Annotated in this window: 20 protein-coding genes and 2 pseudogenes; 13 read left to right on the plus strand and 9 right to left on the minus strand. The window is 71.3% G+C overall.

Going from position 1 to position 26,715, the window contains the following annotated elements; all coding sequences use genetic code 11:
• The first annotated feature begins 218 nt into the window (after positions 1 to 218).
• The 7 genes from OG948_RS41985 (at position 219) to OG948_RS42015 (ending at position 5,225) form a co-directional block, all read left to right on the plus strand.
• Positions 219 to 689 (plus strand): hypothetical protein, encoded by a 471-nt coding sequence (locus OG948_RS41985; RefSeq protein WP_331770240.1) that lies wholly within the window; start codon positions 219 to 221, stop codon positions 687 to 689.
• 22 nt (positions 690 to 711) lie between these two features.
• Entirely contained in the window at positions 712 to 1,497 is a 786-nt protein-coding gene (locus tag OG948_RS41990) for a hypothetical protein (RefSeq protein WP_331770241.1), read from the plus strand.
• 99 nt (positions 1,498 to 1,596) lie between these two features.
• On the plus strand, positions 1,597 to 1,776 hold the full coding sequence (locus tag OG948_RS41995) for a ribbon-helix-helix protein, CopG family (protein ID WP_331770242.1): 180 nt from the start codon (positions 1,597 to 1,599) through the stop codon (positions 1,774 to 1,776).
• A 1-nt stretch (position 1,777) separates the two neighbouring features.
• Positions 1,778 to 2,122, plus strand: coding sequence for a VOC family protein (locus OG948_RS42000; RefSeq protein ID WP_331770243.1), 345 nt, complete (start codon positions 1,778 to 1,780; stop codon positions 2,120 to 2,122).
• A 39-nt stretch (positions 2,123 to 2,161) separates the two neighbouring features.
• Positions 2,162 to 3,019, plus strand: coding sequence for a class I SAM-dependent methyltransferase (locus tag OG948_RS42005; protein WP_331770244.1), 858 nt, complete (start codon positions 2,162 to 2,164; stop codon positions 3,017 to 3,019).
• Between the two features lie 426 nt (positions 3,020 to 3,445).
• Entirely contained in the window at positions 3,446 to 4,135 is a 690-nt protein-coding gene (locus OG948_RS42010) for a hypothetical protein (protein WP_331770245.1), read from the plus strand.
• Positions 4,136 to 4,349: 214 nt separating this feature from the next.
• Positions 4,350 to 5,225: an MHYT domain-containing protein gene (locus OG948_RS42015; protein ID WP_331770246.1), complete on the plus strand. Its 876-nt coding sequence runs from the start codon at positions 4,350 to 4,352 to the stop codon at positions 5,223 to 5,225.
• Between the two features lie 320 nt (positions 5,226 to 5,545).
• Here OG948_RS42015 and OG948_RS42020 read toward each other — a convergent pair whose 3' ends face one another.
• Positions 5,546 to 5,860: a glyoxalase/bleomycin resistance/dioxygenase family protein gene (locus OG948_RS42020; protein WP_331770247.1), complete on the minus strand. Its 315-nt coding sequence runs from the start codon at positions 5,858 to 5,860 to the stop codon at positions 5,546 to 5,548.
• A 320-nt stretch (positions 5,861 to 6,180) separates the two neighbouring features.
• Between OG948_RS42020 and OG948_RS42025 the strand changes: the two genes are divergently transcribed.
• The 4 genes from OG948_RS42025 (at position 6,181) to OG948_RS42040 (ending at position 13,937) form a co-directional block, all read left to right on the plus strand.
• On the plus strand, positions 6,181 to 7,704 hold the full coding sequence (locus OG948_RS42025; RefSeq protein WP_331770248.1) for a chitinase: 1,524 nt from the start codon (positions 6,181 to 6,183) through the stop codon (positions 7,702 to 7,704).
• A 313-nt stretch (positions 7,705 to 8,017) separates the two neighbouring features.
• Positions 8,018 to 10,108, plus strand: a complete 2,091-nt coding sequence (locus tag OG948_RS42030) for a hypothetical protein (protein WP_331770249.1) — start codon at positions 8,018 to 8,020, stop codon at positions 10,106 to 10,108.
• Positions 10,109 to 10,330: 222 nt separating this feature from the next.
• Positions 10,331 to 12,334, plus strand: coding sequence for a hypothetical protein (locus tag OG948_RS42035; protein WP_331770250.1), 2,004 nt, complete (start codon positions 10,331 to 10,333; stop codon positions 12,332 to 12,334).
• A 52-nt stretch (positions 12,335 to 12,386) separates the two neighbouring features.
• The gene (locus OG948_RS42040; RefSeq protein ID WP_331770251.1) at positions 12,387 to 13,937 is read left to right on the plus strand and encodes a hypothetical protein; all 1,551 of its coding nucleotides are present in this window, start codon (positions 12,387 to 12,389) and stop codon (positions 13,935 to 13,937) included.
• 311 nt (positions 13,938 to 14,248) lie between these two features.
• Here the strand turns inward: OG948_RS42040 and OG948_RS42045 are convergent, their stop codons facing one another.
• On the minus strand, positions 14,249 to 15,094 hold the full coding sequence (locus OG948_RS42045) for an SAM-dependent methyltransferase (RefSeq protein WP_406300577.1): 846 nt from the start codon (positions 15,092 to 15,094) through the stop codon (positions 14,249 to 14,251).
• A 425-nt stretch (positions 15,095 to 15,519) separates the two neighbouring features.
• Here OG948_RS42045 and OG948_RS42050 point away from each other — a divergent pair, with 425 nt between their 5' ends.
• Both OG948_RS42050 and OG948_RS42055 read left to right on the plus strand, forming a co-directional pair.
• Positions 15,520 to 16,512 (plus strand): GlxA family transcriptional regulator, encoded by a 993-nt coding sequence (locus tag OG948_RS42050; protein ID WP_331770252.1) that lies wholly within the window; start codon positions 15,520 to 15,522, stop codon positions 16,510 to 16,512.
• Between the two features lie 161 nt (positions 16,513 to 16,673).
• A complete protein-coding gene (locus OG948_RS42055; RefSeq protein WP_331770253.1) occupies positions 16,674 to 17,312 on the plus strand; it encodes an isochorismatase family protein in 639 nt (212 codons plus the stop codon).
• Between the two features lie 61 nt (positions 17,313 to 17,373).
• Here the strand turns inward: OG948_RS42055 and OG948_RS42060 are convergent.
• The 7 genes and pseudogenes from OG948_RS42060 to OG948_RS42090 form a co-directional block, all read right to left on the minus strand.
• Positions 17,374 to 17,733 (minus strand): annotated as a pseudogene (locus OG948_RS42060) (MBL fold metallo-hydrolase); the annotation flags it as partial.
• Between the two features lie 191 nt (positions 17,734 to 17,924).
• A complete protein-coding gene (locus tag OG948_RS42065; protein WP_331770254.1) occupies positions 17,925 to 19,361 on the minus strand; it encodes a hypothetical protein in 1,437 nt (478 codons plus the stop codon).
• A gap of 318 nt (positions 19,362 to 19,679) precedes the next feature.
• Complete coding sequence (locus OG948_RS42070; RefSeq protein ID WP_331770255.1) at positions 19,680 to 20,738, minus strand: DUF917 domain-containing protein; 1,059 nt, start codon at positions 20,736 to 20,738, stop codon at positions 19,680 to 19,682.
• 277 nt (positions 20,739 to 21,015) lie between these two features.
• Positions 21,016 to 22,569: pseudogene (locus OG948_RS42075) on the minus strand (hydantoinase/oxoprolinase N-terminal domain-containing protein); the annotation flags it as partial.
• A 39-nt stretch (positions 22,570 to 22,608) separates the two neighbouring features.
• Complete coding sequence (locus tag OG948_RS42080; RefSeq protein WP_331770256.1) at positions 22,609 to 24,054, minus strand: cytosine permease; 1,446 nt, start codon at positions 24,052 to 24,054, stop codon at positions 22,609 to 22,611.
• 199 nt (positions 24,055 to 24,253) lie between these two features.
• Positions 24,254 to 25,606: a hydantoinase/oxoprolinase N-terminal domain-containing protein gene (locus tag OG948_RS42085; protein WP_331770257.1), complete on the minus strand. Its 1,353-nt coding sequence runs from the start codon at positions 25,604 to 25,606 to the stop codon at positions 24,254 to 24,256.
• Positions 25,603 to 26,640, minus strand: a complete 1,038-nt coding sequence (locus OG948_RS42090) for a DUF917 domain-containing protein (RefSeq protein ID WP_331770258.1) — start codon at positions 26,638 to 26,640, stop codon at positions 25,603 to 25,605. Before OG948_RS42090 ends, OG948_RS42085 begins: the two co-directional genes overlap by 4 nt.
• Positions 26,641 to 26,715 lie beyond the last annotated feature (75 nt).

Genomic DNA, 26,715 nt, shown 5'->3' on the forward strand with positions numbered 1-26,715 from the left:
CTCGTGGGTCCCGCGGCCACGCTGGACGAGCGACTCGGCCGGGTGTTCACCGGAACCTGCCGACGCGGGCGACGCGGCGCGTGACCCTGGGTGCCCCGGCGCCGGCTCCCCGGGGCTGGGCTAGCGTGATGGGCATGGCGAACCAAGGAGCAGCACAACCGACCGGCGTCCGTTGTCCGAACTGCGGTGGGTTCGAAGCCCGTTCGGTGGAGCAGGCAATGGTGGCCAAGGGGGCCTCGCGGAAGAATCTCCACGATCGGCTGGCGAAGGGACCGAACACCTCCGGGGACGGCTGCCTGCATTTCGCCGAGGGCATGGTCATGGTCGCCATGGCGATCGGCTTCGCGTACACGGGCGTGGCCAACGACAAGCCCCTGTACACGATCGGCGGCGCGGTGGTGGCGGTGCTGCTGTTCGTCGGGACCATCGCGGTGGTCCGCACCGACCGATACGACAAGCACTCCGAGTCGGCCGGCGAGGCGCGCGCCGACCTGATGTGGAAGCCGGCGCACTACTGCCCCGCGTGCGAAGCGGTGTTCTGCCCCGGCGACACACCGTGGCGGGGCGTCCTGACGCCGGAACAGTTCAAGAGGCTGGTCTGGCGCAGCGCCGGCTACGAGCACCTGCTGCCCGCCGGCGACAAGGCGAAGACCGCCGAGATCCCCGAAGGCACCATATCCACGTCATAGCCCTCGAATAGGGTTGCGCGGCATGATCGACTACGAACGATTCGCCGAACGCCTGTCCGCCCCGTGGCCGCGGCGCCGCACCCTGGTTTCCGATCTGCTCCGCGAGTTCGGCCACGTCGGGGCACTGACCGACCCCTGGCAACCCGAACCGCCGATTTCGGACGACGTGCCGGACGCCCTCGCCCAATGGCTCGGCTCGGTCCGCAACTCCTATCTCCTCGACCGCGGACTGTACGAGACGTACCTGGACTGGCCGACGCGGCGGCTCGGGGAACACTCGATCTTCATGACGGAGTACGAGGGCTGTTGCGCGTGGGCCTTCCGGACCACCGACGCCCACCTGCCGGACCCGCCCGTGTGGGTGGGCCCCGGGGAGGAGTGGGAGGAATCCGAGGAGTCCGAGGAGCGGGGCGAGGAGCGGGCGGAGCCCGAGGAGCAGGGCCACGAGTGGGCGATGTCGAGTCGGTCGATGACCGAGTGGCTCGTGCAGATGGCCCTCGTGCGCGTCCTGCCGCGGTACGCGTTCACCGGTGACGTGGCCGCGTACGGGACGACGGAGGATCGAGGCCGGCACATACGAGCGACGCTGCCCGCGCTCGGCCCGTTGCCGTGGGACGAGGTGGGGAACACGTTCCACTTCTTCGGCGCTCGGGACGCCGTCGTGGTCTGGCTCTCCCGGCACGACTCGTGGGAGTGCGCCGACCTGAGCATCCTGGGTCGCACCGAAGAGGCCGTACACGAGACCGCGGCCCGCCTGTCCCTCGAACTCGACGACGGGGTCGCGGCTCCGACGCCGCCACGCCCCTGACCCGCCCCGCGAACCAGGCCCGAACCACCATGGATCCGACATCTTCGGTCACCCCCAGGCCTGCTGGCGGCTAGCTTGCTAGTTTGCTAGCATCGAGTCGTGGGTGACGAGGATGTGAAGCAGTTCAACGTCTACCTGCCGATCTCATTGATCCGGCAGGTCAAGCACCGTGCCATCGAGTCGGAACAGTCGTTGTCGGCTTTGGTCGCCGCCGCGCTGCGCGCCTACCTCGACGACACCCGGAGCGAACGAGAGCCATCGTCGGAGAAGGAGAGTTGACATGACCACCGAAGGCGTCGAGGCCGTGTTCCTGGAGACGCACAACTGGGGCAAGGCGGCCAAGTTCTTCCAGGGACTCGGCTACGAACTGGAATTCGCGACGGATCACAACTCCGGCCAACTGCGCAACGGCGACGGCCCGTACCTGTTCATCGCCGAGGTGCCCCGGGACAAGACACCGGAGATGCGGCTCGTCCTGAAGGTGCCCGACGCGGACACCTTCGAACCCGCCCCCGGTGTCGAGGTGATCACCCCCTTCCGGGACACCCACTTCGGGACCAGGGAGATGACCGTCCGCGACCCGGACGGGCGGATGTGGAGCCTCCAGGCCCCGGCGCGGCGATGAGCACGCGAGAGCGAGCGGACCACGGAAAGGGCGTGCGGCATGACTGACGAAGGCACCGAGGAGCCGGACGGCACGGCGGTACGGGTGGCCCTGTGGCGGGCGTTGCACGTGCAGGTCGACGCGCCACCGCACGTGCTCGAGGACGAGCTCGGTTTGCGGCTCGCCGCCCCGGACCGGGACTGGCGCCGGCGCGGGGACATGGACCCGCACACCACCGACTGGTTCCGTGCGGCGATCGTGGCCCGGGCCCGCTTCATCGAGGACCTGGTCGTCGAGCAGGCCGCCCGAGGCGTCGACCAGTACGTCCTCCTGGGCGCCGGCCTGGACACCTTCGCCCAGCGCAGGCCGGAGATCGCCGCCGGTCTGCGGGTGTTCGAGGTCGACCGGCCCGGCCCCCAGGCCTGGAAGCGCCGGCGCCTGACCGAACTCGGCTTCGCGATCCCGGACCGGCTGCGACTGGTGCCGGTCGACTTCGAGGCGGGCGCGTCGTGGTGGGATCGACTGACGGCCGCCGGGTTCGACCCGAACCGGCCGGCGGTGGTGGCCTCCACCGGCGTCGCCCTGTATCTGACCGAGGAGGCGAACGCGGCCACGCTGCGCCGACTCGCGTCGCTCGCCCCGGGCTCCACCGTGGCCATGACGTTCCAGTTGCCGCCGGCACTCCTCGACGAGGACAAGCGCGCCGCCTTCCAGGTCGCGGTGAAGGGCGCCGAGGCGGCCGGCACGCCGTTCCTCAGCTTCTTCGCGCCGTCGCGGATGTTGACGCTGGCGCGCGAGGCCGGATTCCCGAAGGCCCGCCACGTGTCGGCGGCCATGCTCAACGAGCGCTACTTCGCGGACCGGACCGATGGTCTGCGCACGGAGAGCGGAGAGGAAATGCTGCTCGCGACCACGTGACCGACCCCGGCTCGACGACCCGGCCGGCGGCGTCCGCACGGACGCCGCCGGCCGGGTCGTTCGCTGTGCCGATGCCGACTCCGGCTCGGAGTCCGGCTCCGGCTCCGGCTTCGGCTCCGGCTTCGGCTTCGGCTCCGGCTTCGGCTCCGACTGGGGGTCCGGCCCCGAGCACCGGCGAACAGCCCGGCCCGGTCGTCCACACGGCCGCCCGACCTCCCCGGGCCGGCACGATCACGCATGCAATCCCGGCGTTCGTTTCCCGCTTCCGGCAATGACGCACCGTCGCCGGCGATCTATGCTCCGACAAGATCATCGCGAAGGTGATGGCGAGAGACCGGACTTCCCATGCCCGCGCGAGTGGCATCCGTGGCCAGGCCCGGCGCCGGCGCCGAGCGGTGAAGGAATCGGCCGTCCTTCGGAGGATGCATGAACGTCATACGCACGCGCCCGGCGATCCTCGGCGCACTCGCCCTGGCACTGGCCGCGACCGGGTGCGGGTCGTCGGACGACGGCGGGGCCGGCGACGGCATCGTCGAACGTGCCAACCAGGCGATGGCCTCCACCTCGTTCCACGGCAAGGGTTCCACGACGGCCGTGGCCGGCGGAACGCAGGAGATCTGGTCCGACCCCCGGCAGGGCTTCCGGGCCCGGATCACCATCGGCACCGACGAACCCTTCGGCGAGATTCTCTGCCGGGACAAGGACGCGTTCATGAGCGCCGAACTCGCCCTGGAGCCGTTGCGCAAGACCGGTGGGTCCGGCCTCGACGTGCCCGCCGACCTGAAGTCGTCCTTCGTGCGGATACCCGCCACGGGGGGCTGCGCGAGCTTCTACGCGATCCCCGAGTCGGGCAGGACGGACAAGAAGCTCGCGCAGGACGTCACCGGCGTCGCGACCACGGCCGTCATCGCCACCGGCGGCTCCACCACCGACACCTACTTCGTCGCGGCCACGAACAAGCCGTACATCCTGCGCCTGGACTCCAACCGCGCAGGCCACGTCTCCTCGACGACGTACGACTCGTTCGGCGCGCCGGTGAGCATCACCATGCCGACCCCGGACAAGATCGTGTCCATGGACGACTTCCGCGCCCGCGTCATGGCCGTGCGGCGCTGATCGACACACCGGCCCCGGCCGAAGCGGGAGATGATCGGGCGCCTTCGGCGCTCCCCGTAATGTGCTCGTTCACTCAGCGTGCGGCCGGAATTGCGCGCCGACGGGCGTTACCGAGAATTCACCGACCCGCGTGTATATTTCTTTCGACATCGTTCTACGCTGGCGCGGCCGATCAAGTCGATCGCACTCGGAACGATCCGGAGCGTAACCCAGCGTGGGCAGTATCGATCATTTCTCCAACGGATTGCTCACACCGGCGGTCGCCTATCTGATGTCCTGCATCGGGTCGGCGCTCGGGCTTTTGTGTGCGATCCGCGCCCGAGCGGTCACCGGCGCCCCGCGCGTTCGCTGGTTCGCCCTGGCGTCCGTTTCCATCGGCGGTACCGGGATCTGGGGCATGCATTTCGTGGGAATGCTCGGATTCGCGGTCACCGACACACCCATTCGCTACGACGCGACCCGCACCGTCGTCAGCCTCCTGCTGGCGATCGCGGTGGTCGGCGTCGGGATGGCCATCATCGGCAGGCGTGGATCCCAGACCACCGGCCTGGTCGTCGGCGGGATCGTCACCGGCTCCGGCGTCGCGATCATGCACTACGTCGGGATGTCCGCGATGAGCATCAACGACGACATCGGCTACGACACCTTCCGGGTGGCGCTGTCGGTGCTGATCGCCCTGGTCGCCTCGACCGCCGCGTTGTGGGCCGCGCTCAACGTCAAGGGAGTCGTCGCCGTCACGGGCGCGTCGCTGATCATGGGCATCGCGGTGAGCGGCATGCACTACACCGGCATGTCGGCGATGTCCCTGGAGTCGAACACGCACACCTCGGCCCTCCACGGCGTGGAGGCCTCCCAGTTCCTGGCTCCCCTCGTGGTCGGGGTGAGCCTGTTCACCGTGATCACCTTGTTCATCGTCGCGTTGTCGTCCTCGACCGGCGAACTGCGCGAGGAGGCCGAACTCGGCGCCCGCCTGGAACGCCTCGCACAGCGCCGGACGGACGGCGTCGCCTTCGCCGACCCGGCCCGCGGCGGGCCGCAGCAGCCCGGCGAACCCAGGCGCCCCGAGCCCGACTACTTCCGGGCTCCCTGACCCGGACGCGGGTGAATCGAGTCGCAGGTCCCGCCCCGGAGCGCCGTCGCGCTCTCCGGGGCGGTCGCGTTTTCGGCGCCTCGGGAAATCGGGGCGCGGGTGAGCGGCCGAATCCTCCGGGTCACCAAATAACGATGTAGTCGGAAGTGGTCATCGGCCGCCGCGCGGTCTTCGCTCACCGCGCGTCGACAAAGTCACGCGCACTGAAAAGAGCCGGCGCGTGCAATTCCGATACGGCGAATCCTTCTCGCGGCGTTCGACGAAGCGCAATTCGACGAACGCCGACGAACGCCGCATCGCCGGAGAGCAATCGATCTTGATCAGGTCGCACGAATGTCGACGGTCCGGCCGTCGGGGTCGGAGAGCAGATGGTGGCCGGGCGCGAGCGGAGGCGTCACGGCGGCACCGGTGACGGCGAGACCCAGGCGAAGTGCGCCGGTCTCGCGGCCGGGACGGGCCGGGTAGATCTCGAAGACCGTGCCGTCCGCGAGAGTCGCCGCGTAGTGGCGGGGACCCCGGCCGTGCTGCTCCGCGACGAAGCGCAGGCCGAGATCGGTGTAGAAGCTTCGGCACTCGTCGATGCGGCTCGAGTAGAGCACCAGCAGTGTCGCGCGGATGTCGTCCGGGTCGCTCATGGAACTCCTGGCCGGGCGGGGCGGGTTGGGGTACAACGCGGCAAGGGCCGTACGGGTCGGGCGAGTCCTGCCGCGGGCCCGGCCCGTCCGGCCCGCGCCCATCCTGCCCTGCACGGCGCCTCCCGCGCACGTGCCCGGCCGCTCCGGGGATCCACCGGCGAGCAACTCCCTTGGGAAGTGAAGGATTTCCTCCGACATTAATGGTCTAGTCCAATTTTGGTCCAGACCATTGACTTCTGCGAGCGCCGGGCTGTCTCATACCCCATGCCGCCTTGCCACGCGAATCGGCGGTACGTCCCCCGCATACAGACTGGACGCACATGCGACTCTTACGTACATTCCGCGCGGCGGTAGCCGCCACCGTCACCGCCGCCGCGGCGGTGAGCCTGACCGTGCTCGGAGGTGGGCCCGCCCAGGCCGCAACTCCCCTGCCGGCCCACGTCTTCGCCCCCTACTTCGAGGCGTGGACCGGTGAGAGTCCCGCCGCGCTGGCCGCCCAGTCCGGTGCCAAGCACCTGACCATGGCGTTCCTCCAGACCGCGACCGCGGGATCCTGCACCCCGTACTGGAACGGCGACACCGGCATGCCGATCGCCTCCTCGACGTTCGGCGCCGACATCAGGACCATCCAGGCCAACGGCGGGGACGTCATCCCCTCGTTCGGCGGCTACACGGCCGACACCACCGGCACCGAGATCGCCGACAGTTGTAGCGACGTCAACCAGATCGCCGCCGTGTACCAGAAGGTCATCACGACCTACGACGTCACCCGGCTCGACATGGACATCGAGATCGACGCGCTCGACAACACGGCGGGCATCGACCGGCGGAACAAGGCCATCAAGCAGGTCCAGGACTGGGCCGCGGCCAACGGGCGCGAGATCGAGATCTCCTACACACTGCCCACCACCACCCACGGCCTGGCGGCCAACGGCGTGGCCCTGCTCAGGAACGCCGTCGCCAACGGCACCAAGGTCGACGTCGTCAACCTCATGACGTTCGACTACTACGACAACGCCACGCACAACATGGCCAACGACACCGAGACCGCGGCACAGGGCCTGTACAACACGCTCGCGCAGCTCTACCCGACCAAGACCCCCGCGCAGTTGTGGGGCATGATCGGCGTCACCGAGATGATCGGCGTCGACGACTTCGGGCCGGCCGAGACGTTCACCCTCGCCAACGCTCGACAGGTCTACAACTGGGCCGTCGCCAAGGGCATCAACACCCTCTCGTTCTGGGCCCTCCAGCGCGACAACGGCAACTGCCCCAACCAGCCGGCGGCGGACAACTGCTCCGGCATCGCCCAGAACACCTGGGACTTCAGCCGCATCTTCGAACCCTTCACCAGCGGCACCACGACCCCCACCAACGACTTCTCGGTGAAGGCGACCCCCGCGTCCGGGACCGTCGCCGCCGGGGCCTCGACCACCTCCACGATCGCGACCGCGGTCACGGCCGGCGCCTCCCAGACGGTGAACCTCACCGTCACCGGCGCCCCGGCCGGTGTCACCGCCACGCTCAACCCCACCTCGGTGATGGTGGGCGACTCCTCGACGCTCACCGTGGCCACCACCTCGGCGGCGGTGTCGGGTACGTACACCCTGACCGTCACCGCGACCGGCACCTCCGGCAGCCACGCGACGACCTACACCGTGACCGTCACCGGCGGGAACGGCCACCAGTGCACGGCGGCCCCATGGGCGTCCGGCACGATCTACACCGGTGGCCGGCAGGTCTCGTACCAGGGTCACACCTGGAAGGCCAAGTGGTGGACGACGGGCGAGACGCCCGGCACCACCGGCCAGTGGGGCGTCTGGCAGGACCTCGGGGCCTGCTGAACGGGGCCGCCACGGGCATCCGAGGGGCGCACCCCCAACAGGCGCCCGGGACGATGGCCCCAGACGCGGCCCGAGCCGAACACGATGCTGCCCGGCGGGACTTCCCGCCGGGCAGCACCCGGCGCCGCCACGACCGGCAGCCGTCGTGCGCTCGTCCACGCGCCGGTCCCCACCCCGCGCGTCGCCACCGAGCGGCCGGCTGATCGTGATCTCGCGAAAGCCCGATGCGGCGCGCCTTCGGTCGCCATGATGAGCATTCATGGGACACCGTGGGGGACGCGCGGCCGGGTGGGCTTGGGGGATCGCGTGCGCGATGGGGGTGCTCTGGCTCGCCGTGTGGGGATCGCACGGCGTCGAGCGCGGAGACGTCGACTGGTTGAGTGCCTCGATCGCCCTGCCCGGACTGGGCGTTGCCATCTGGTCCGCGCGCATGTCACGGACCGCGCTGCGGCTCCAGGTCACCGATACCGCGGTCATGGCCGCCCGCTTGGCCGACGCGGTCACCCGCGCCGAAACCCCGGAACGCGCAAGGCTGTTGGGCGGCGAACACACGCCCATCGACCTCCGTTTCGTCCTCCGCCCCGCCCCCGCGCACAACGCCCACGGCGCGGATCCCGACGGACGGCTGGGCACCGTGGTCGACTACTACCGCCGACTCCGCCCGCGCCGCCTGGTGATCACCGGGGCACCCGGACCCGGCAAGACGGTCCTGGCCCTGGAACTCCTGCTCGCACTCCTGGAGAACCGCGACCCCAAGGACCCGGTCCCCGTGCGGATGTCCCTGGCCTCGTGGAGCGAACTCCCCGACACCGCACCCGGAGACGGTGCGGCGACAGGTGGGGCGGCGATCGAGGAATGGGTGCGCGACCACCTCGAACGCGCGTACCGACTCACCCCCGCCACCGCGCGGGCGTTGGTCGAGGCGGGCATGATCCTGCCCGTCCTGGACGGGCTGGACGAAATGGACACCACCGACACCGAACCCCGCGGCACACCCGGCCCGGCACCCGGCGGGCCGCGCGCGCGGCGCGCTCTGGAGATCCTGAACGCGTACGCACTCGGCCGGACCCGGGCCAAAATCGTGCTCACCTGCCGCAGCGACCCCTACGAGGCGCTGGAGACCTGGCCCAAGGACGCCGCCCGCGTCGAGATCACACCCGTCACCCCCGTCCAGGGCCGCGAGTTCATCCTCGCCCGCGTCCAGGACCCCCGGCGCTGGCGCGAGGTGATCCACGCCCTCGACACCGCGCCGTCCGGGTCCCTCGCCCGCGGGCTGTCCACCCCGTGGCGACTGACGATGGCGGTCACCGTCCACGAACAACGCGACCCCGGCAGCGCGGCCTACCGCCACCAACCGCGCAACCTCCTGTCACCGGCTCTGGCCCGGGACCAGGACATGCGCGACCACCTCAACGGGTTCTACATCCGCGCCGCCGCCGACCACCCCGGCCACGACGGCCACCCGGCGTACTCCCCCGACCGGGTCCACATCTGGCTCGCCGTCCTGGCCCGCCACCTCGACGCCAACTCCGCCGCCCCCCGAGTGCTGGACGGCAGGACACTGTCGGGAACCGATCTGGTTCCGCACGAACTGTGGCCGCTGGTGGGACTTCGACGCGTCCGGCTGATCCACACCGTCCTGGTGGTGTGCGTGGGCCTGGTGGCGGCGGCGGTGATGGCTCGTGAATCCGGCCCCCCGCTGTACGAGTCCTCCTGGATCGCCAACGCAGTCGCCGTCGTCTTCGGAGCGTCGGTTTCCGGCTTGCTCGGCCTGCGCTGGGGCGCGGCCTGGCCCGGACCCACCCACCTGGTACCGGGGCGGCTGACCACCCGGGAGGGCCGCCGCGAACTCCTGACCCTGCTCGCCCTCGGCGCCGCCGGCGTCCTCGCCGTGATGATCATCGGCGCCCTGGACCGGGATTTCGACACCGATCCCACCATCGTCCTACTCACGCTGTGGCCGCTCACCTTCGGCATCGCGAGCCTGATCGTGCGCGGCCGAGACGATGGCGGTCGGGCCGCTGCCGCAGACCCCCGCGACCTCGTGCGCGACGAACTCGCGGGCGCGCTCATGGCAGGCCTCGCAGTCGGCACGACGGTCGGGCTCACCCTGGGATTCGCGGAAGGACTCGGCTTCGGGCTCGGCGACGGAATCCGGTTCGGGTCGGCGCTGGGACTGCCGGCCTTCCTCGCGGTCATGCTCATGGCCACCGCCGCCACCCAGCGATACGCACTGTTCCTGCTGTGCGTCCGCACCGGCCCCCGCGCCCTGCCCTGGCGCCTGGGCCGATTCCTGCACTGGGCCACCACCGCCGGACTCCTGCGCACCGCCGGCACCGCCTACCAATTCCGCCACCGCGAACTCCAGGACTGGCTCGCCCGCAACCCCCTCCCCCACCCATAGCCGGCGCACCCGATCCGACCCGCGACCCGTCGAAGCCTGCCCACTCCCGCCGCCGACGGCGGCTTCGATGCCGCCGCCGGTCCCGGATCCGAGCACCGGTGCCGAGGTCCGGCGCGAGGGTTTCGCCTCGGATCTCACCGAATCCTCCTCACTCGACACGCACGCGTGGAAGCATTCGGTGATGCCGAGCCGATCGGTCGGCAACGGGGGAGGCTGATCAGCGTGCCCGAACCACCGAAAAAACCGTTGGGCGTCCAGGGGATCGAAAACCTGTACCAGGAATGCCGCAACCGCGTACCGAACGGCCGGGCCCAGGACGCGGATCCACTTCCGGTGATCGTCCTGGTCGGGCCGCGCGGCAGCGGCAAGACCTCCACACTGGCCTGGCTGGGCTATCTCGGATCACATCGCCCGCACGCCTACTACGACTTCGGCTCGGCCGCGCCGCGCCGACCGCACGAAGTAGCCGGCCGGCTGGCGTACGGCCTGTCCTACCGCTTCCCGCGTCAGGCGGCACTGCTCTTCCCCCGACTGACCCTGGGCCTGGTCGTGGTGGATCCGGGACTGTCATTGGATGCGAACGACGCCAAGCGGGCCAAAGCCCAGCTGCGCCAGGCACTACACGGCCCTCGACAGCCCAATGCCGCGGCCGACCACGTGGCCGGCGTGGCGGGCCTGCTCCAAGACCTCAACGTGTTGCGGATCCCCGGCGTCAACCTGCTCGCGTCCCTGATCCGCCAACCGCCTCGCGTACCGCTGAGCGTGTCGCGGCGCACGGGGTTGAACTGGTACGCGGGCCCGCACAGTCCGCTGCACGAACTCGTGGCGCTCAACCAACTCGCCAAAAGCCCCGCCGACGTGGACCGGGCGGCGGTGGACCGACGACTGTGCGAGGCATTCCTGGCCGATCTGCGCGGGGAATACGCCCGCCGCCGCCGCGACCGCAACAGCGTGGTCCTGCTGGACAACATCGACGCCGACGGCGGCCGCGAGTTCCTCGACCTGCTGCTGCAACTCCGAGACGCCGCAGGCCGATCCGACCCGCTCCTCGTAGTGGCCGGCGCCTGCGACGTCGGCCGGATCCCGGGTCCGTTCGCACCCGGGCCCGCCGGCGTACGGATCCGACCACCGGAACACGCCACATACGCCGACTGGCGGGCGGCCGTTCCGCAGCCGCCGCCGGACGGCTCCTGGCGCTGGTACTGCGTGCGACTGCGCGATCTGACCGGCGCCGAAGTCGCCCAACTCGGCGCCCCGGTCGCCGCACGACTGCCGGAAGCCCCCGCGCTGGTCCACCAGCTGACGCGAGGACACCCATGGAGCGTGGACCGGCTGCTGGGCGCCTCGGCGGCCCTGGTCGGCCGCGACCATCCGGACACACTGCTGCGCGGCGTCCTGTCCGACCCGGTCGCACCGGCCGCCGGCCCCCTCGGGAACGCGCCGGTGGACCACGAGATCCGGCGATACCTCCTCGCGGACCTGACGGCGAATCAACAAGCCGCGCTGGTCGCGTGCTCCGCGGCGCGCGCGTTCGACTCGGCATCCGACGCCGGGCTGCTGAACACCTTCGACATACACACCCGAAACACGTTGGCCCGGGCGATCGGCACCCGCCTGTGGCTGGTCGACCCCACCCCCGAGGACGCCGCGGCGCGAGGCGGGCGCGGCTCGGGCTACCTCGAACGCGCCCACCCGCGACCACTGCCGGGCAAACCCGTCCTGCACCCGTGGCTGCGCACCCTGCTGCTCCAGGAATTGGCCCGCACCCCCGGCCACTGGGACGCCGTCCACGAACGGCTCCGCGTCTGGCAGACGGGCAACGGCCATCCAGTGGAGGCGCAGTACCACGCCCTGGCACTGAACCGCATGGACGACGTCGTCGACCATCTCGCCCACAGCCTGGTGAACCTGCCCGACACCGACGCGTGGTTGTACGAGTTGTACGCCATCACGGCCGCACCCTTACGCGTACCGGTGGTCCCGGGGCAATCGGCCACCTTGCGCGCGGACCGGCTCGCCGCCGATCTGGCGCCCCGATCGTTCGCCGCGCGCCGGGCCCTGACCGTCCTGGTGGCCGCGCTGTGGCTGGCCGGCGACCCCCGCAACCGGCTGCCCGGTGCCCGACCGGAACTCCACTTCACCATCGGCTCGACCCTGCAGAACCTCGCCATGTACTCCGACCCACCCAGGGTCGGGCTCAGACACGAGGCTGCCAAGTACGCGTGAGCCCACCGCGGTCCACCTTCGGCTACTTCGGCTACTTCGGCTAGGAGCCCTCATGACCAACCAGCCCAACGGTCCGGACCCGCTGCGCCCATGGTGGCGAGGCTGGTGGGGCATCGGCGTCTTCGTCCTGGTCGGCGCGCTGCTCGCGGGTGGCATCCTGTGGCTCGTACGCCCCGACTCGAACGAGGATCGCTGCGCGCCGGGCGTGTCCGACCTGCGCTGGGCCGGTTCCGGGGAGCAGCGGGAGTGCGTCGGGTTCACCAACGAGGTGGCGTTCGCCTTCGATCCGGGGCTCAAGGCCATCACCGATCGGATCGCCGCGGAGAACAAGCGGGTTCGCGATCAATGGGACAAGCCCGCCGCCGGGAGGACCCGGATCCCCTACGTTCGGATCGCGCTGCTGACACCGCTGACCGCGAGCGACACCAGCGCGCTGCCACTGGACCAGATCAGGACCAGCCTCGAAGGCGCGTTCACCGCACAGTGCCGGGCGAACCTGTGCCCGGGCCTGGCCGACGCCGGAGCGGTCGGCATCCAGGGCACCACGCCGCTGATCCAACTCCTGTTGGCCAACGAAGGCCGGAACGAGACCCATTGGCAACCGGTCGTCGCACAACTGGCCGCCTTGACCGGCGGCGAACACCCACTCGTCGCGGTCGCGGGGATGGGCATCAGCGTCCCGGAGACCCAGGCGGCGGCCGACGCGCTGGCCAAGCTGCGGATCCCGGCGATCGGCGCGATCCTGACCGCCGACGACCTGAACGCGGAGAACCTGTTCAAGGTGTCGCCGGCCAACCTCGACTACGCGAAGGCGCTGCGCGATTACCTGGACCACTCCCCGCTCGTGGGCCACACCGGGTATCTGGTCTTCGACAGCCGGCAGGACAACTACGTGCGGTCCCTGCGTACTTCCTTCGACCAACAGTTGGCCGACTACATCGGTGCACGGCGCGCCTCGTTCGTCGGGACGACCGGGACCAGGCCCGAGGGAGTGCCCCGGCTCTTCGGCAACATCGTCAACAACATCTGCCTGACCAAGGCGGACGTGATCCTCTACGCCGGACGCGACCGCGACCTGTCCGACCTGGTCGACGCACTGTCCACGCGCGCCCAGTGCGGCCACGACGCACCGATCACCATCCTGACCGGCGCCACCGGAACGTTCGCCCAGGGCCAGGAGGCCCGGGCCCGGCTCCGGGCCGGCGGGATCACCCTCGTGGACGCCTCCGCGACCGCCCCGGCCCGTTGGATCGCCGGAAAGCAACCGCCCGTCGGCTTCGCGCCGTTCCACCGCAGCTTCCAGGACCTGCACTTCGCCGACACGGAACTGCAGGACGGCTACGCGATCATGCATCACGACGCGGTGCTCACCGCGATCTTCGCGACGCGCATCGTCACGGATCTGACCGGCAAGACAACCCCCGACCACCAGGACGTCTTGAACGAGATCACCAACCTGCACGACGCCAGTCCGATCCCGGCGGCGAGCGGCCGGCTGAGCTTCGACGACGCGTCACACGGGTGGCCACACGACAAACCGGTCCCCCTGATCCGCTTCCCGGCCGACTTCGACACGCCAGGCCAGGAGTACCGAACCCCATGACACCGTTCGGCACACTCCTACCGCCGGGGCGACACGCCGCCGCCCCGGCCCGGTACCACTGCCCGGGGGACAGGGGCCTGTTACTTGCACTTACTTGCACTGTCGTTCACCGACCAGTACGTGGTGATGCGCCCACCTCGACCTCTGGAGTGCCGCATTCACCCGCATGTCCCCCGCGCGAGCGGTGGCGCTCACCAACGCCGGAGACGTCGCCCGCAGGTTCCTGCCGAGCCTTCGTCTCGCGGAGTCGACCCTTCTGCCCACGTCGAACGTGGACGGGAACCTCGGTGTACGCGCCCGCACGACGACGGTCAGGAGCGTTTGACGGCCACTCCGGCGTACATGGCGATGTCCTCGTCGCGTACCGGTGGGGCGTCCGGGTCGGGGCGCCAGTGGTGGACCAGGGTGATGCCGGGGTCGAGGAGGTCGTAGCCGTCGAAGAAGGCGAGGGTTTCCGCCTTGTCCCGGACCTGGAGGGGGATGCCACGCGCGTTGTACTCGCGTTCGACGCCGCCGACGCCCACCGGGTCGGTGTCGCCGGTGAACACCGTAAGGGCCAGGAAGCTGCCCGGCGCCAACTCGTCCATGAGCCGCCGCACGAGTCCTTGCGGGTCGTCCTCGTCGAGGACGAAGTGCACTATCGCGATCAGGGACAGGGCCACCGGCTTCGTCAGGTCCAGCACCTCGCGCAGTTGCGGGGCGCCGATGATCGAGTCGACGTCGCGCAGGTCGGCGTCGATGTAGCAGGTCCTGCCCTGCTCGGTGCTCGACATCAGGGCCCGCGCGTGGGTCAGCACGATCGGGTCGTTGTCGACGTACGCGACCCGCGCCTCGGGAGCGATGCCCTGCGCGATCTCGTGCACGTTCGGCGACGTGGGGATGCCCGTGCCGATGTCCAGGAACTGGCGGACCCCGTACTCCTCGGTGAGCCGCCGCACCGCGCGCTGCATGAACGTACGGGTGGTGCGCATCGAGATCGGCAGCGCCGGCCACGCCTGCACCGACGCCTTGGCGGCGACCCGGTCCGCCTCGAAGTTGGTCTTGCCACCGATGAGGTAGTCGTAGACCCGGGCCGAATGCGGGACGTCCAGCCGTAAATCGACCACCGGCCACTCATCGTCCTGCGGTTCCTGGGACATCCACTCCGCGTCCGACATTCCTCGCCTCTTTCGTCCGTCTTCGGGCCGACCTCGGGACCGGCCCCAACTGCCCCCCAGGCAAGCCCTGTTGTGCATGCTAACGGCGCCTCCGCAGCCCCCGCGCGCGGCTCCCCCGGCACGCGGAGCACACACGTACGTATCGGGTCGATTCAGGATTGGGCCCTCGGCGGTAGCGGCGCGGAGGCCGCGACGGCCGTCGCGAGGAGTTCGAAGAGTGCCGGCGAACCCGCCCGGCAGCAGGACCGCACCCGACCGATCCGTCGACCGCCGGGGCCGACCCCACGCGCTGCCCCGGACGACCGACAGGTCCGGATGTCCGGATGTCCGGATGTCCGGATGTCCGGATGTCCGGATGTCCGGATGTCCGGATGTGACAGTTGCCCGTCATTGCGGTCATCGGTCGTCCCCGTGAGGATGGGGTCATGCCCCTCACACACCGTGTCGTCATCGCGGTCTTCCCCGATGTCGATCTCCTCGACGTCACCGGACCGGCCGAGGTCTTCGCGCTGGCCAATGAGGAGACCGCGAGCGGCGCCCACTACCGGGTCCGCCTCGCCGGGCCGGCCGCCGGCCCGGTGCGGACGTCGGCGGGTGTGCGGCTGCTGGCCGATCTGGCCTTCGACGAGGTCGGCGAGGACGTGGACACCCTGCTGGTGCCCGGCGCGGTCGACGTGACCGCCGACGGCCCCGTCGCCCGGATCGACCCCGATGTCGTGGCCTGGGTGAAGGAGACCGCACCGCATGCCCGGCGGGTGGCGTCGGTGTGTGTGGGCGCCCATGTGTTGGCGGCGGCCGGGTTGCTGGACGGGAGGACGGCGACCACACACTGGTCGACCGCCGCACAGCTCGCCGCCGACCACCCGGCGATCGTGGTGGATCCGGATCCGATCTTCGTACGCGACGACTGCGGCCGATTGTGGACGGGCGCCGGGATCAGCGCCTGTCTGGACCTCGCCCTCGCCCTGGTGACGGAAGACCTGGGCGAGGAGGTCGCGCTGGCGGTGGCACGGCAGTTGGTGATGTACCTCAAGCGGCAGGGCGGGCAAAGCCAGTTCTCCGTCCCGCTCAGCCGGCCCGCCTCCGCCCGCCGGGACATCGACGAGCTGCGGTTGTGGATCGCCGAGCACCTCGACGAGGACCTGTCCGTACAGGTACTCGCGGACCGGATGTGTCTGAGCGAGCGGCACTTCGCCCGCGTCTTCAGGAAGGAGACCGGCGCCGGCCCCGCCGCCTACGTCGAAGCCGCCCGGGTCGAGGTGGCCCGACGCCTGCTGGAGACCACCGACGACCCGCTCGACCAGGTCGCCGCCGCGTCCGGACTCGGCTCGGCGGAGACCCTGCACCGGGCGATCAAACGGCAGCTCGCCACCACCCCCGCCGCCTACCGCCGACGCTTCCGCACCCGGACCCCCTGACCGCCCGAGCACCCGAAGCGCCCGGCCACGAGCCGACGGGACGACCCGACGGCCGGACCACCGAACCACCCTCGAACAACCATCCATCCATCCCCGTCCGCCCGGCACGCCGCCGAGGCGGACAACTTCGCCATGCCCGATTCCCCATGAAAGGTCGCTCGATGAGCACGAACCAGCCCTCCACGAACCAGCCCTCCACGACCCTGCGCGACGTCATCGGCCTGGACAACCGGCCGCCCGACCTGAGCGACTCCGTCCTCATCCTGGTCGACTTCCAGAACACCTACCGCACCGGTGTGATGGCCCTGGACGGCGCCGAGGAGGCCCTCGCCGCCGGCGCCCGCCTGCTGGAGCGCGCCCGCGCCGCCGGCACCCCGGTCGTCCACGTCCTCAACGACGGCGGCGAGAACACCCCGTACGACATCCGCGCCCACATCGGCGCCATCAGCGACGAGGTCGCGCCGGCGAACGGCGAGGCGGTCGTGGTCAAGGAGTTCCCCAACTCCTTCCACCTCACCGCACTGGAGAAGACCCTGACCGACCTGGGCGCCGCGCCGGGCAGCGGCAAGGACCTGGTCATCGCCGGCTTCATGACCCACATGTGCGTGAACCACACCGCCGAGGGCGCCTTCAACCTCGGCTACCGCCCCACCGTCGTCGCCGAGGCCACGGCCACCCGTGCGCTCACCACCCCGGACGGCACGGTCCTGCCCGCAGCCGCCCTCCAGGCCGCCGCCCTGACCACCATCACCGACCTGTTCGGCACCGTCGTCCCCACCGTCGACGCCCTCCCCGCCTGATCCGACCCATCCCCGTCGGCCCCGCCCCACGGCGGGGCCGACACCCGGCCGTCCCGGTCGGTCAGCCGTCCAGAGCACGCCAGGCGAGCCCGTCGCCGTCCCGCAGAACGCGCCCGAAGACGACGTCGGCGAAGTGGAAGCCGATCGTGTCGGCGTCGTGCAGCTCCGCGACGAGACGGCGGCGGTGATCGGCGGATCCCACCGGATCGTGGTCGAACGCCGACGACCATTCCGGGTGGTCGACCTGGATCGGCGAGTGCAAAGCGTCGCCGAAGGCGATCAGTCGTCGGCCGCCCGAGGTAGTGACGTACTCGGCGTGCCCGGGGGTGTGACCGGCGCTGACTCGAACCCGAAGGCCCGAGAAGATCTCCTCCCCGTCCGCCACGGTACGCACTCGCGGCGCCAGGCCCGCGACCTCCTCTCCCGGAACTCACCCGTGGCCGCTCTCACCGCACAACAGCAGCACACCCTCCAAACCCTCCTCGAGCAAGCCCTCGCCCGCCCCTGACTCGGCCCGCCCGAGTCGGCCCCAAGGACCATCCGGCGAGCCGAGGGCCATCCGGCGAACAGCTCCCAACAGACCCGGCCGAACACCGGGGCAATGCGGTCGAGTCAGGAGAGCCCAGGTCCGGACGGGTCGCGGTCGATGCGTGCGACGCCGGTCGTACGCGCACCGTCACCCGTGTCGGGAAGGCGCGTCGGAGTGACGCTCGTCGCCTGCGCCTGCGTGTTCGCAGCGGCGCCGAATCCGTAACTCGTCACGGCAAGGCGGGCGTCGGTACTCGGGTCGGACGTGCCCGAGGAAAACTGTCTCCCGCGCGGCAGTTGCGGCAGCACCGGCATCGGGTCGAGTGCGTCACGGTGGCGAGGATGTACCCGGTCGACACGCTCCACGGTCACCGATTCCGCGTCGCTCCGCGCCGCCGCCGGCGGCGATGTGCGGTCCAGTCTCGCGACGGTACCCGGGGCCCGATGCGCCACCTCCGCGCCGACCGTCCGTGCCGACAACCGCACCTGCTCCCGCACCGGGGCGGCGGTCGCCGGGTCCGAACGTTCGCGCAGTTCGGTGACGGCGGCGCGCAGTCCGGGTGCGCCCGCGATGAGCCTGTCCACATTCGAGCCGGGCAGCGCGCGAGCCATCGACCGGATCTGCCAACCGGCGGCCTCACCCTGCATCATGAGCGTCATCAGCGCATCCGGATATGCCTCACGCTTGGTGTGCGCGGCGGATGATCGAAACGTGTTGTTGCGTTGCTTGTCGTCGAGTGCCCACATCATGCCCGGCGGGACGTGGGCGTCCTGGTTCTGTGCCCCGGCGACCGCGGGCGACATCGCGCGGCGAGCCCCACCCGTCGCCCATCGGCCCTGTGGGGTGTCCAAACCGACCGGACCGCGGAGCGCGGAAGACAGCGCGGCTCTCCAATGCACCTTTGCGGCCGCCTCGCGGTCGCCCGGACCGATGTTTGCGGAAATGTGCAGGCCCTGCCGCATGGCATCGAGTTCCCGGGCGTGCCCGAGTTCGTGCAGGATGATGGGGATCGCACCCCACTGGGAAACGTCCGGCATCCGGGATTCCAACGCGTCTGCCGCCGTCGCCAGCAGATCGGCCCGCCCGTCCGGCGTGAAGAACATCGGTGACCCGACGAATGCCGCATGCAGGTCGGTGAGTCGCAAACGATAGTCGTTGCCGTAGAAGTAGTCGCCGTAGTCGAATCCTTGGACGTCCTTCGTGACCCGTGCCATGGCGGCCGGAGAGCGCGGGCCTGCCGAGCGCTGTTTGCCCATCCCCATGTAGACGAGCGCCTCACTGTCCGGATACATCCGGGCCCAGTGGATCGCCCCGACCGCGGTTTCCTTCGCCGTCGTCGGGTCGTAGTGCGTGAAGTCGACGGGTACATCGCGACCCGAGGCCGCCTTGATGCCCAACTGGGTCAGCCGCGCCGACTGGCGCACATCGTGGGCCGTTACGACCGCTTCGAACAAGGGATCTCCGGGCGCGATCCCGACCGGCGTGGGCGCCGCGCGCAACCAATCGTCCAAGGAGGCCATGCGAACATCCTACGATCGAACGATCTTGATCCCGTGAGACATCGAAGTCACGGGTGGTCCCACCGGATTCCGGTACGCGGCCGGCGGGGTCGGGACGGGTCCGACAGGTCCGACGGGTTCGGCGCCGCCGCGGAACACCGGCGTGCCCTGCGGGACCGGGTCGAGCGCAGGTCGTCGAACCAAAGCGGGCAGGCGGATCGAGGAGAACCGCCCGTCGGGTGGTGCGCCGGCAGCGGTCGACGCGGTCGCGACGGCCCCACGCGGCGAGCCCGGCGGGCGGTCCGGCCCACCCGGCCCGCCCGCCGGGCTCACGCGCGCTCACCCGATCAACGGGTGGTGGTCCAGGTCGTACCCGAAATAGCGCGGCCCGGTCAGTGCCAGCCCCGCCGGGGTCAGCCAGCGCGGGTCGCACGGGGCGGCCAGCACCGTGACGCGCAGTCCGTAGCGCAACGATTCGGTGGTCACCGGTTCTCCCGTCTCGGTGTCCAGCACGCAGATCAGGTCCGGGGTGGTGGCGACCACCCGGCCGTCGCGGCGCGCGAGCAGGTGTTCGTTCTGGAAGTCCAGCTCCAGTACCGAGCCGGCCCCCTCCAGCCGGGCCCGACCGCGCGCGAACCCGCCCTCGGTGCGGCGTTCGACGTCGACCACCTTTCCGGCCGAAAGCTGTACGCCGCCCAGGAGTTCGCAGGCCGCCGCGACCGGATCGCGGTGTTCGGCGCGAGCCCGGCGGACCTCGCGGCCCAGGTTCTCGGCCAGGGTCAGCGTCGCCGGGACCAGGCCGTCGCGCAGTTGGTCGCCGCGCAGGACGGTGTCGGCGCACGAGATCTGGCAACCACGCTCGACGCACACGGCTCGGGCGATCCGCTCGGCCTCGGTGTTGTCCACCGCCTGGACGACGACCGTATTGCCCTTGTCGTCGGCCAGCGCCATCGGTGAGTTGGGCACCCCGATCAGGCCCGGCAACACCATCTGCGCCTCCGGGAAGGCGCGTCCCATCGCGTCGCCGTCCACGATCGGCAGCCCGGTGTGTGCCGCGGCGGCCAACGGGATCATCGAGTTCACGCCACCGATCTCGATCGGCACCAGGTGGGTGGCCCGACGGCCCAGCACCGCCTCCAAGGCGCGCAGCGCGTTGATCTCCTCGCGGCCGGAGGGGAGTTTCTCCAGCAACACCGTCGGCGCGCCCATCGACGAGATCGGCACGACGGTCGCGTCCGCCGGCACCTCGTCGATGTCGAGCACGGTCACCGGGCCGTACCGCCGCACCGCCTCGCGCGCCAACAGCATGCCCACGTACGGATCCCCGCCGCCGCCCGTACCCAGAATGCCCGCGCCACGCGCGATATCCGCCAACTGCTCGATGCCGATCTCACGCATGCGTGCGAATTCCGTTCCGCGCGTCGTGGTCCTGCGCGCCGTCGTTCGACGCGCCGTGCTTCTCGGCGCCCACGTTCGACGCACCGTGCTTCTCCGCGCCGTCCTTCGACGCACCATCGTTCTCCGCGCCGGCATCCGACGCGCCATGCTTCTCGGCACCGACGTCCGACGCGCCAAGCTTCTCCGCGCCCACGTTCGACACACCCACGTTCGACACGCCATCGTTCAGCGCACCTTCGTCCCGCGCACCGGACACGCGGTACGCCGAGACCGGCCGCCCGAGGTCGAGCTCCCCCACCGCCTTCACCCGAATGCGCGTCGCCCCACCCGGCAGATAGGCCAACGGCACCTCCTCGACATCCACGACGCGCACCGTCCCCGGCCGCGCGCCGGACTCCTCGGCCCGGCGCACCGCCTCGTCCCGGGCCGTCGCCAACACCTGGTCACGCTTGCCCTCCGGGACCCGGAAGACCCGGTCGACCTCACCGCCGACCTGCGCGATGGCCGCGCCGACCGCGTTGGCCACATCGAAGTGGGCCGGTCGCCGCACGTCCGGGAAGCCGGGCAGACCACCCGGGACCAGCACGCTGCCGCCGCCGACCGCGACCACGGGCAGCGGCGCGGCGGAGGTGCGCATGCGGTCCACCGTCTCGGCCAGCCGTTCGGCGATCCGGGCGAGCGCGCGCTCGGCGAACGCCCGGTCCACCCCGGCCACCGCGCCCGCGTCGCCGATGTCGGCGGCGCCGGCGGCCACGGCCAGGTCGGTGGCGGTCAGCGTGTCGCCGCCGAACACCAGGGCCTCGTCGGTCAACCGGTAGCCCACGCTGCGCGGCCCGACCTCGCCGTCGGCGGCGACCAGCGAGCCGCCGCCGACGCCGAGCGAAAGCACGTCCGGGATGCGGAAGTTGGTCCGCACCCCGGCCGCCTCGGATTCGCCCGCCGCCTCCCGCGGGAAACCGCCGACCAGAATGCCCACGTCGGCCGTGGTCCCGCCCACATCCACGACCGCACAGTCGGTGAGTCCGGACAGGAACGCCGCGCCGCGCATCGAGTTGGTCGGCCCGGAGGCGAAGGTGGCGACGGGATAGCGCCGCGCGTGCGCGACGTCCATCAGCGTGCCGTCGTTTTGCGATATGAAGAACGGCGCGCCGATCCCGGCGCCGACCAGCGCCGCGCCGAACGCGTCCACGATGTGTTCGGCCAGCTCCCGTAGCGAGGCGTTGACGATCGTCGCGTTCTCGCGCGCCAACAGGCCGACCCGGCCGATCTCGTGCGAGAGGGACACGTGTACGTCGCCGAGTTCGCCGGTGAGGATCTCCGCCGCCCGGATCTCGTCCTCGGCCGCCGCCGGCGAGAACACCGAGCTGATCGCGATCGTGGTCAGCCCCCGGGCCCGGATGTCCGCCGCGACCCGGCGCAACTCGTCGGGGTCCAGCGGCGAGATCATCCGACCGTCGAACTCCCGCCCGCCGTGGCACAGATACGTGCCGCCGCCGACCACCTCGCGCAGCCGTTCGGGCCAGTCGACCATCGGCGGCAGCGCCTCGGTGGCGGGCAGGCCGAGCCGGACGGCCGCGACCCGCGCCAGCCGTTCGCCCTCGATCAGCGCGTTCAGGAAGTGCGTGGTGCCGATCATCACCGCGTCCACCGCGGCCGGATCGGTGGGCCGCCCGTCGGCGCCGGGTGCGGCCAGCAGTGCGGCGACGGCCGCGGCCACGCCCGACGTGACGTCGGCGGTGGTGGGTGACTTGGTGCCGGCGACGACGTGGTTGTCGTCGCTCAGCAGGGCGGCGTCGGTGTTGGTGCCCCCGACGTCGATTCCGATGCGCATGTGGTGGTTCCTCTTGCCGAAACGGGCGGAGTGGGGTGCTCAGGCAGGGGTTGCGGCGGCTTCGCCGGCGGCCGCGATCTCGCGGGCCGCGGCCGGGTGGGCCGGTTGCTCGACCGGCAGTTCGCGGTGCGGCTGCACCAGGTTCAGCCGGCCGGCCACGATGTATCCGAGGCCGGCGGCCAGCAGCGAGTTCAGCGCCGGCACTCCCGCCCACTGGTAGTGCTCGCACAACCAACCGAACAGCGAGGCGGCGGTCCACAACACGATCGTGGCGGGCACCCACGAGGGTTCGGTCTCCGGAAGTCGGCCGATCGCGCGGGAGGCGTCCAGTTGCGCACGCCAGCGCTTGGTGACGAAGTACTCGGCGACCATGATTCCGGCGATCGGCGGGGTCACCACGCCGAGCACGGTCAGGAAGTCGGTGAACCGGTCCAGGATGCCGGCGGCGGCGGCGAGGCTGCCGAGTACGCCGATGGCGATCGTCACGGCAGTGCGGTTCAGGCGTACCCCGATCGTCGACTCGACGGCACTGATCAGGCCCAGGGCGGCGGAGTACAGGTTCCAGTTGTTGATCTTCACGGTGGCCGACACCAGGATCAGCACACCCGCGACGCCGGAGGACGCGGTGATGATGGCGATCACGTCGGACGACTTGACCGCGTACGCCAGCAGCACACCTGCCAGGCCCAGTACGTACTCGCCCAGCGAGATGCCGACCAGGGTCTGCTTGACGACGTCTGCGGTGGAGCGGTTGAACCGGGTCATGTCCGGTGTGGTGACCGCGCCGACGATGTACGAGCCGGCCACGATCGTCGCGCCGGTCGCGATCGATATGTGCTCGCCGAACGGCGGGGAGGCGACCAGATCGCCCATGCTGTGCCGGGAGATCTCCACGGTCATCGCCCAGCCGGCCAGGCCCAGGAACGCCGGCACGGTGACGAAGGCCGTCCAGCCCATCGCGCGGAACCCACGCAGCACCAGAATCGTGACGCCCAGTCCGGTGATCAGGCACCAGCCCCACAACGGCACGCCCGGGACCAGCGAGTGCAGCCCGGCGGCGAACACCGCGGTCTGCACGCCGAACCAGCCGAACAGGCTGACCGCGATCACCAGGCCGATCAGGATCGACCCGTATCGGCCGAACCCGGTCCAGCGGGCCAGCACCGAGGTGGTCAGGCCCTCGCGCATCCCGGCGATGCCGACGAAGACGCACACCACCTCCAGGATCACCGAGCCGAGCGTGAAGGCCCAGAACGCACCCCGGAAGCTCAGCCCGGCGCCCAGGGTCGCGCCGAGCAGGAACTGGGTCAGGTCGGAGAGTTGGCCGAAGCGCTGGATGGCGACGTTGAACCACGAGTAGCGCGCGGACTGCGGCACGCGCTCGAGCGGATAGTCCTCGTCCAGGCCCGACGCGTGGGGCGCACCCGCGTCGACGGCCTTGGGCGAGGGTGTGCCCGCGGCGGTCGTTCTGCTGTCTGTGGTCATGCGTTTCCTCGGATTCCTGGGGACCGGCACGAATTCCTGGGACCGGAAGGGGACGTCGCCGGGCGGCGAGGTGTGCTGCCGGGCGTCGTGGAGCTCGGCGGGGGGTGGAAGTCCCGCCCTGGGCCCGGCGGGTGTGCGTGGTGTCGTGCCGCGGCTCACCGGGACGGGTGGTGCTCCGCGCGTACGTTCGGCGGGCCGCTCACAGCGGCGCGGGAGGTCCCACCGCTCGGGCCCGCAGGCTGAACGCGGGACCGGGAAGGTAGGGCACGGGGACCCGTTCGACCGGGAGTACGACGACCCGGCGCGGATCGGCGCCCGCCCGCACCGCACTGCGGCGCGCGCCTTCGCGGACCTCCTCCATCGCGTCCGCCTCCGCCGCCTCCCCGACCCGCACCAACTGCTCGTGGGCGCCGCCGACCGGACTGAGTGCGGCCCCGAACGCCCCGGCCACCGGGCCGTGTTCGGGCCGTACGACATGCGCGGCCGGGGCCGTCGTCGCGGCGAACGCGGCCGAGCCGCCGCCGACCACGATCAGCGGCAGTCGGGCCGCGCCGGGTTGCATCCGGTCCACCGCCTCCTCGAACGCGTCGCGGTCCTCGGCCGGGACCCGGATCAGGTCGGGCATCGGGAAGCTCACCGGCACGCCGCCGACCACCTCCCCGGGTCTGCTCTCCTGCGGGAAGCCGCCGACCAGCAGGCCCACCCTGATCCGCCGCGCCCCGACGTCGGCGACCACCGCGTCGGTCAGCCCGGTCAGCAGCCCGGCGCCGCGCAGCGTGCCGGCCGGTCCGCTGCCCAACGCCAGGCTCGGGTGCAGCCGCAGGTAGTCCAGCGCGGTCAGGGTGCCGTCGCCGCGGGTGACCAGGATCGGCGCGGACGCCAGCCCCAGGGCGCCGAGCGAGGAGGTCAACGCGTCGGCGAGGGCCGCGGTGTGCCGCGACAGCGCGGCGTCCAGGACCGTGCCGTTCTCGCGCTCGATCAGGCCCAACCCGCCCAATCCCGCGGACAGGCCGACGAACACGTCGGGGCCCGCCTCGCGGCGGATGATCTCGGCGGCCTCGTGTTCCTGGGTGTCGTCGATCGGCGAGAACACCCCGGAGACCGCGAACGCGTCGGCGCGGCCCGCGAGGCCGGCCGCGAACCGGGCCACCGCGTCCCGGTCGAGCAAGGTGGTGTCGGCGCGGGTCAGACCGGCCCCGCCCTCGACCATCGCGCTGCCCGCGTGCACGGCCGCGCGCAGGTCGGCGGGCCAGTCGGCCAGCGGCGGCACCGCGTCCGAGACGGGCCCGCCGATGCGCAGTACGCCGACCCGGGTCAGCCCCTCGCGGCGGGTGACCGCGTGCGCGGCGCTGCGCAGCGCGATGGCCACGTGGGTCACCCTCGCCGGGCGCGGGGCATCCCGCAGCAGCGCGGCCACCGCGATCCGCACGCTGTCCACCGGTTGCTCCGCCGAGGGCACCTCGACCGTGATCGCCGGCGCGTCGCCGGCCGGCAGTGCCCCGACGGTGTGGGTCGGGCCCACGTCCACACCGATCGTGCGAAGGTCGCTCATCGCACGCCCTCCCCGGGATCGGGCAGGTCCAGCCCGAAGGCCGCCGGGCCGCCGAGGCACAGGCCGGCCTCGGTCAGCCAGGCGGGGGCGCAGTCCAACGCGAGGATCGACACGCGAAGCCCGTAGCGCAGCACCTCGACCTGCAGGGCCTCGCCCGTCCTGGTCTCCACCAGCGCGATGATGTCCGGCGTCACCACGACCGGACGGCCGTTCTCCAGGACGGCCAGATACTCCGACTGCGCCTCGACCCGCAGCAGCCGGCCCTGGTCCCGGCCCAGGCCCTCGACCAGGATCCCGGTGGCCGCGTGCGAGACCCGCTCGATCGCGGCGATCTTGCCGGTGACCACCCGGCGGATCGGCGGCGCGGGATCGCCGGGTACGCCGATGGCCAGCGCCGCGCCCACGGCCAGCGCCCGGCGGATCGAGCCCGGCACGGCGTGCCGCGCGGCCTGACCGGCCGTCAGGGGGTAGTCCGAGCAGGCGGCCTGACCGCCGAACGCGTCCAGCGTGGCCCGGACCACCCGCTCCAGCCAGGGGCCGTCGGCGTGGTCGACGACCACGGTGCGGCCGCGTTCGTCGGCGAGCACGGCGGGGGTGGCCCGGATCCCGGCGAGTTCGAGCACGTTCTGGTCCATCCGGGGGAAGGCCCGGCCCATGCTGTCCGCGTCCAGCAACGGCAGACCCAGGCGGGCGGCCCAGGCGACCGCCACGCAGCCGTTGGAGCCGCCGATCTCGCTCGACATCAGCGCGGCCGGCGGTCCGCCCCGGACCCTCTCGACCCGGTCCAGCATCCGCCGTGCCTCGGCGACGCCGCCGACCCGCTCGGCCATCACCGGGGACGAGCCGACGGTGCCGACCGTCATCACCCTCGCGTCCGCGGGCAGGTCCCGCGGGCGCAGGATCCGGACCGGGCCGTGCTCGACGATCGCCTGCCGGGCGCCCGCGAGGGTGACCGACGTGGCCCCGCCGCCGCCCGAACCCAGGACGGCGCAGCCGCGCGCGAAGTCCGGAAGCAGTCCGGCGTCGAGTTCCATGGGTCAAAGGTACGAACAGGCGGCATGTCGGATGTGTGCCACACGCACCCGATCGAGTGAAAGATGTGCTGCCGG

This window comes from Embleya sp. NBC_00888, assembly GCF_045207655.1.
Lineage (GTDB): Bacteria > Actinomycetota > Actinomycetes > Streptomycetales > Streptomycetaceae > Embleya.

What these genes read in the sequence shown, in the direction of transcription:
- OG948_RS41985 (WP_331770240.1), top strand. Translation starts at nt 219, where the DNA reads ATGGTGGCCAAGGGGGCCTCGCGGAAGAATCTCCACGATCGGCTGGCG.
- OG948_RS41990 (WP_331770241.1), top strand. Translation starts at nt 712, where the DNA reads ATGATCGACTACGAACGATTCGCCGAACGCCTGTCCGCCCCGTGGCCG.
- OG948_RS42000 (WP_331770243.1), top strand. Translation starts at nt 1,778, where the DNA reads ATGACCACCGAAGGCGTCGAGGCCGTGTTCCTGGAGACGCACAACTGG.
- OG948_RS42005 (WP_331770244.1), top strand. Translation starts at nt 2,162, where the DNA reads ATGACTGACGAAGGCACCGAGGAGCCGGACGGCACGGCGGTACGGGTG.
- OG948_RS42010 (WP_331770245.1), top strand. Translation starts at nt 3,446, where the DNA reads ATGAACGTCATACGCACGCGCCCGGCGATCCTCGGCGCACTCGCCCTG.
- OG948_RS42020 (WP_331770247.1), bottom strand. Translation starts at nt 5,860, where the DNA reads ATGAGCGACCCGGACGACATCCGCGCGACACTGCTGGTGCTCTACTCG.
- OG948_RS42025 (WP_331770248.1), top strand. Translation starts at nt 6,181, where the DNA reads ATGCGACTCTTACGTACATTCCGCGCGGCGGTAGCCGCCACCGTCACC.
- OG948_RS42030 (WP_331770249.1), top strand. Translation starts at nt 8,018, where the DNA reads ATGGGGGTGCTCTGGCTCGCCGTGTGGGGATCGCACGGCGTCGAGCGC.
- OG948_RS42040 (WP_331770251.1), top strand. Translation starts at nt 12,387, where the DNA reads ATGACCAACCAGCCCAACGGTCCGGACCCGCTGCGCCCATGGTGGCGA.
- OG948_RS42045 (WP_406300577.1), bottom strand. Translation starts at nt 15,094, where the DNA reads ATGTCGGACGCGGAGTGGATGTCCCAGGAACCGCAGGACGATGAGTGG.
- OG948_RS42050 (WP_331770252.1), top strand. Translation starts at nt 15,520, where the DNA reads ATGCCCCTCACACACCGTGTCGTCATCGCGGTCTTCCCCGATGTCGAT.
- OG948_RS42055 (WP_331770253.1), top strand. Translation starts at nt 16,674, where the DNA reads ATGAGCACGAACCAGCCCTCCACGAACCAGCCCTCCACGACCCTGCGC.
- OG948_RS42065 (WP_331770254.1), bottom strand. Translation starts at nt 19,361, where the DNA reads ATGGCCTCCTTGGACGATTGGTTGCGCGCGGCGCCCACGCCGGTCGGG.
- OG948_RS42070 (WP_331770255.1), bottom strand. Translation starts at nt 20,738, where the DNA reads ATGCGTGAGATCGGCATCGAGCAGTTGGCGGATATCGCGCGTGGCGCG.
- OG948_RS42080 (WP_331770256.1), bottom strand. Translation starts at nt 24,054, where the DNA reads ATGACCACAGACAGCAGAACGACCGCCGCGGGCACACCCTCGCCCAAG.
- OG948_RS42085 (WP_331770257.1), bottom strand. Translation starts at nt 25,606, where the DNA reads ATGAGCGACCTTCGCACGATCGGTGTGGACGTGGGCCCGACCCACACC.
- OG948_RS42090 (WP_331770258.1), bottom strand. Translation starts at nt 26,640, where the DNA reads ATGGAACTCGACGCCGGACTGCTTCCGGACTTCGCGCGCGGCTGCGCC.